The 4,477-nt window shown below is 29.5% G+C and carries 5 protein-coding genes; all 5 read left to right on the top strand.

Annotation, left to right across the window (positions count from 1 at the left end; all coding sequences use genetic code 11):
- Positions 1-314 precede the first annotated feature (314 nt).
- The 5 genes from M030_RS0114255 to M030_RS0114235 are packed head-to-tail and all read left to right on the top strand — an operon-like array spanning position 315 to position 4,263.
- Positions 315-1,148, top strand: a complete 834-nt coding sequence (locus M030_RS0114255; RefSeq protein ID WP_155860257.1) for a hypothetical protein — start codon at positions 315-317, stop codon at positions 1,146-1,148.
- Positions 1,149-1,154: 6 nt separating this feature from the next.
- Positions 1,155-1,691 carry an SdpA family antimicrobial peptide system protein gene (locus M030_RS24990; protein WP_027374121.1) on the top strand — a complete coding sequence of 179 codons (537 nt, stop codon included), beginning with the start codon at positions 1,155-1,157 and terminating at the stop codon, positions 1,689-1,691.
- Positions 1,681-2,604 (top strand): hypothetical protein, encoded by a 924-nt coding sequence (locus M030_RS0114245; protein ID WP_027374120.1) that lies wholly within the window; start codon positions 1,681-1,683, stop codon positions 2,602-2,604. The genes M030_RS24990 and M030_RS0114245 overlap by 11 nt, the downstream gene beginning before the upstream one ends.
- Positions 2,588-3,019 (top strand): hypothetical protein, encoded by a 432-nt coding sequence (locus M030_RS0114240; RefSeq protein WP_027374119.1) that lies wholly within the window; start codon positions 2,588-2,590, stop codon positions 3,017-3,019. The genes M030_RS0114245 and M030_RS0114240 overlap by 17 nt, the downstream gene beginning before the upstream one ends.
- The gene (locus M030_RS0114235) at positions 3,016-4,263 is read left to right on the top strand and encodes a DUF3887 domain-containing protein (protein ID WP_034722673.1); all 1,248 of its coding nucleotides are present in this window, start codon (positions 3,016-3,018) and stop codon (positions 4,261-4,263) included. The genes M030_RS0114240 and M030_RS0114235 overlap by 4 nt, the downstream gene beginning before the upstream one ends.
- Positions 4,264-4,477 lie beyond the last annotated feature (214 nt).

Below are 4,477 nucleotides of genomic sequence, written 5' to 3'. Positions count from 1 at the left end.
ACGTACTGGAGAAGATTATTCCTGATCAAATCAAAATTTAAATCCTGGCTGAGAATATCGCTGTCGCCACTTACAAATGGTGCGCCCAGAAACAGTGACTACACTTCCTGATAGAAAACAGATCGAAAAATATATAAAGAAAATTTTAAACATATCCCGCATTAAAGATATCAATTATTAAAATTTATAAGTGTTTTTTAGCATTGAATTCATAGAAAAGGTTTTTTTTATTGTTGTTTTTCTAAAAAATGATTTTTAAATCTCCATGTATTGAAAAAAATATTAGATTTGTAGAAACCACAAATAATATCACGATGAAAAAAATTAGGAAGATTTCAGAAAATCCAATTGCTATTGCATTTATATTGTTCAACTTTATTTTTGTTAGCTGTAACAGAGATGAGATTGTTGAGAATCGATCTCAACAACAATTACAACCGAAGGAAATTGTTGGTAAAAATTTTTACAAAAGGAGTAAAAAAACAGGAGAGGAGATTCTTAGAGGGATATTCTTTTTTCAAAATGAAATTTCAGATAATGTAGGTTTCTTACGTGATTTTAAACAAGATATACAGAAGCATAATGATTACATTCAAACTGAAAAATCACTGAATGATATGTCAGATGTTACAATACAATATATTAAAGGTACTAATCCTGAATTTCTAAATGAATTACAAAAGGTATTTTATTCTAATAACTTGTTTGAGATTAATCAAAAACTTGATGAAAGTGTTAATCTTTTAACTAAAGCTTTAGAATCTTCAAATAAATATTCCAATGCAATACAGTTTGATTATAAAGTTCAGAGTGATGAAAAATTAAGAGGTTTTATATCAAGTGTTGATTTGTCAACTAAAGAAGGGCAGTCTCAATTAAAGAGCTTTCTGACCCAAAATCCGGAATATAAAATTATGCAAGACAGTAGTGTCGATGCTGCTCTTCCAATCTTTGTAGGAGCTGCGGCTGTTGCTTATGCAGTGGCTGCTGTGGTATCAATAGCAGCAGTTTTATACAGTGTCTATTATAAAGCAGCATATTGGTCTAAAAAAAGGGTGTCATTTGAGGAAATGTATAAAGAGAATACTCTAACCAGAGAGTATGTTATAGCTGAGTTAGCTAATTATTTCCAAGTTTCTACAGAATAATATTTAATGAAAAAGACAAAGTTCTATTATTTTAGTACTCTTTTTGTTTGGATAATAGGTTTTTTTGTTGTTTTCTTTTCAGCTTTTAAAGAACAGGTTGTTGTTTCATACAATTGTCAACAATTTGTATCACTTATATTACCTCAAGGTTGGGGATTTTTCACTAAGAATCCGAGAGATCCTTTACTTGAGGTATATAAAGTAGAAAGAAATGGAACTATAATAAAAGTAACATTACATAACCTTTCTTTTAATAATGATCTTGGACTATCTCGAAGAGCAAGGATGATAGGATATGAATCAGCACAAATTACAAACTCTATTCCTGCAAACTATTGGAAAAAAGATATTTATTCAAATTTAAATCGTTTAAGTAAGAATAATATTTATTTATACAATACTAAGGCTAAAAGTAAACATTTTAATGACGGGTTGTATCTATTTATAACTTATAAGACTGTTCCTTTTGCTTGGGCAAAACAACATCAAGAGGGAAATAATCCAATTAATTATACTTTTGTGAATATTTATAATGATAAATAAAATATTAAATACAAACACACTGACTCTCTGTAGAGCTCTTTTAGCATTAGGTATACTTCTGACATTGGTTTGTACGGATACATCAGATTTATTTCCGAGAGATAATATGGAAAATTTATCGAAGCATCCAAGTGAGATAATGAAGTTAAACTATTTCACGTGGTTTCGTAATATCTCCTATGCTCATTTTTTTTCGATAATTATTTTACTTGCTGTTATTTCAGGTATTTATCCTAAAATTACGTGTTTACTTCATGCATTGGTTAATTTCTCTGTTTTCAATAGTATGTTAATTATAGAGGGAGGGGATCAAGTGAGCCTAGTTTTGTCAGTTTTATTAATTCCCATATGTATTGTTGATAAACGAAAAAATGGATGGAAAACAAATAGCATAGTTTTTTATAATAAAAATTCCTTATTGTATATAAATTCAGGATGTGCTCTTTTATTTATTAAAATACAAATAGCTCTTTTATATTTTAATGCAGGGTCTGCAAAAATATATGCTCCTGAATGGCCCAATGGTACTGCGGTTTACTATTGGTTTAATGATAATGTTTTTGGTGCAATTCCTCCAATTAGATACATTTTTAGTTTTTTGTTTGAGAATAAATTAACTGTTTCACTTATTAATTGGGGTTCAATAATCTTGGAGATTTTTATTTTTGTTGCAATATTTTTAAAACAGGAAATCAAATATTTAATATTTATACCAGCAATTTTATTTCATTTAACAATTATTATTGTTCATGGATTACCTACTTTTTTTATTGCAATGTCAGCAGCTTTGATATTGTATCTTTGGAGGTTAGATATTAGTATTACTGAAAATATTGTTAATATTAGAACTGTAATTAAATTAAATTATAATAGAATAAAAAACAGTTTTACAGAATATGAATTATCAAGATAAAAGTTCATTTCCAAAGTTTTTGTCTGTAATATTTATTTTACAGTTTATTATCTTTATAATATTATCTATTGTTGATAAAGATCCTTCAATAATGTATTGGTCAATATTATTGGTTATATTAGGTTTAATTTTAATTTTTAGCAATTTAACTATTAAAGGAAATGCACAAACGATTACATATAAATTTTCATTTTTACCCCGAAGACAAATTTTAATAAAAGAGATTGAAAATATAGAATTTACTAATACATCACAATTTTTAGGAGTAGGGATTAACTTTTCAAAAAAATATGGGTTTTCAGTGATTACCGAGACAAATATTGCCGTATGCATTACAATGAAAGACGGAAAAAAAATTACGTTATCGATTACAGATGAGTTTCTATTTAATGAATATATAAAAGAAGTACTATGAAACTTTATACATTACTATTTTCACTATGTTTTCTGTCACTATATTCACAAAAAATAGATATTGGGAATCATTTCATTAAGACTTTGTTTGTAGATAAAAATGCTGAAAAAGCACATTCTTATTTTGATCCTTCCATAGCTAAGCAGATTCCGGTAGCTCAGCTTAAGGCCATTACAGAACAACTTCAGGGACAGATTGGAAGTTTTAAAACGGTTCTTCAAATTAACAATGCAGGAAATATCTGCTATTACTATTCAGAATTTGAAAAGACCAAACTGGATATACAACTCACTTTTGGAGAAAATAATAAGATTTTCGGCTTCTTTTTGGTTCCCCATAAACAATTTGAAAAGTGGGACGAAAAGACCATCTTAAAAATAAAAAGTGATGATCTAGAATTGAATGGGACATTATTATTACCTACTTCCAACGATCAAAAAAAGTTAGTTATTTTTGTCCATGGCTCAGGAGCGCATGATAGAGATGAAACAGTGGGGGAAAATAAACCATTTAAGGATATTGCAGAATACCTTTTAAACAACGGAATTTCTTCCTACCGATATGATAAAAGAACATATTCTTACCCACAAGTCTTCAACGAAAAATCTACTGTAGAGGAAGAAACAGTAAATGATGCAGTAAATGTTGCGCAATATTTTAAAAATAATGCAGCATATAAAGGTTATCACATCATTATTCTTGGACACAGCCAGGGAGCTTACATGATGCCTGAAATTGCTGACAAAGCTAAGGTTTCAAAATATGTTTATATGGCAGGTAATGCCAGACCATTACAGGATTTGTTGGTAGAACAGTATGATTATCTTCATTCTATAGATCCGGCTAAAGTTCCTGCGGAAGCTGTTGAAAGTATAAAAAAGCAGGTTGTCTTTTTAAACTCATCACAGTTCAATTTAAATTCACCGGCATCAGATCTTCCATTGGGGCAATCCGCAGCATATTGGAAATATGTAAAAGATTATAATCCGCTTAATGAGGTTAAAAAAATAAAAGCTCCCATGTTTTTTGCACAAGGCGGAAGAGATTATCAGGTTACCGAGAAAGATTTCAATCTTTGGAAAGAAACACTAAAAAACGATAAAACGGTAGTGTTTAAATTGTATCCGAGTTTAAGTCACTTATTCATAGCAGGTTCGGGAAAGCCATCTCCAAAAGATTATGAAACAAAAGGAAAAGTTGATGAACCGTTTTTGAAAGACCTAGTACAGTTTATCCTGAAATAATCTATTCAGTGATGTAAAATAATAATTACTGACGATAAGTACAGATTTTATTCCGGGCTCACTTTATTCAAAAAAAGAAACGTTGCGATCCCACAAATAGCAGACAGTGAAGTGCTTAAGATCAAACTTCCAATAACGTACTGGAGAAGATTATTCCTGATCAAATCAAAATTTAAATCCTGGCTGAGAATATCGCTGTCGCCACTTACAAATG

The sequence above is a fragment of the Chryseobacterium sp. UNC8MFCol genome (assembly GCF_000482305.1).
GTDB lineage: Bacteria > Bacteroidota > Bacteroidia > Flavobacteriales > Weeksellaceae > Chryseobacterium > Chryseobacterium indologenes.
This window is presented reverse-complemented; position numbering and strand designations above follow the sequence as displayed.

Coding starts and splice junctions, on each gene's coding strand:
- M030_RS0114235 (WP_034722673.1), top strand. CDS start 3,016: ATGAAACTTTATACATTACTATTTTCACTATGTTTTCTGTCACTATAT.
- M030_RS0114255 (WP_155860257.1), top strand. CDS start 315: ATGAAAAAAATTAGGAAGATTTCAGAAAATCCAATTGCTATTGCATTT.
- M030_RS24990 (WP_027374121.1), top strand. CDS start 1,155: ATGAAAAAGACAAAGTTCTATTATTTTAGTACTCTTTTTGTTTGGATA.
- M030_RS0114245 (WP_027374120.1), top strand. CDS start 1,681: ATGATAAATAAAATATTAAATACAAACACACTGACTCTCTGTAGAGCT.
- M030_RS0114240 (WP_027374119.1), top strand. CDS start 2,588: ATGAATTATCAAGATAAAAGTTCATTTCCAAAGTTTTTGTCTGTAATA.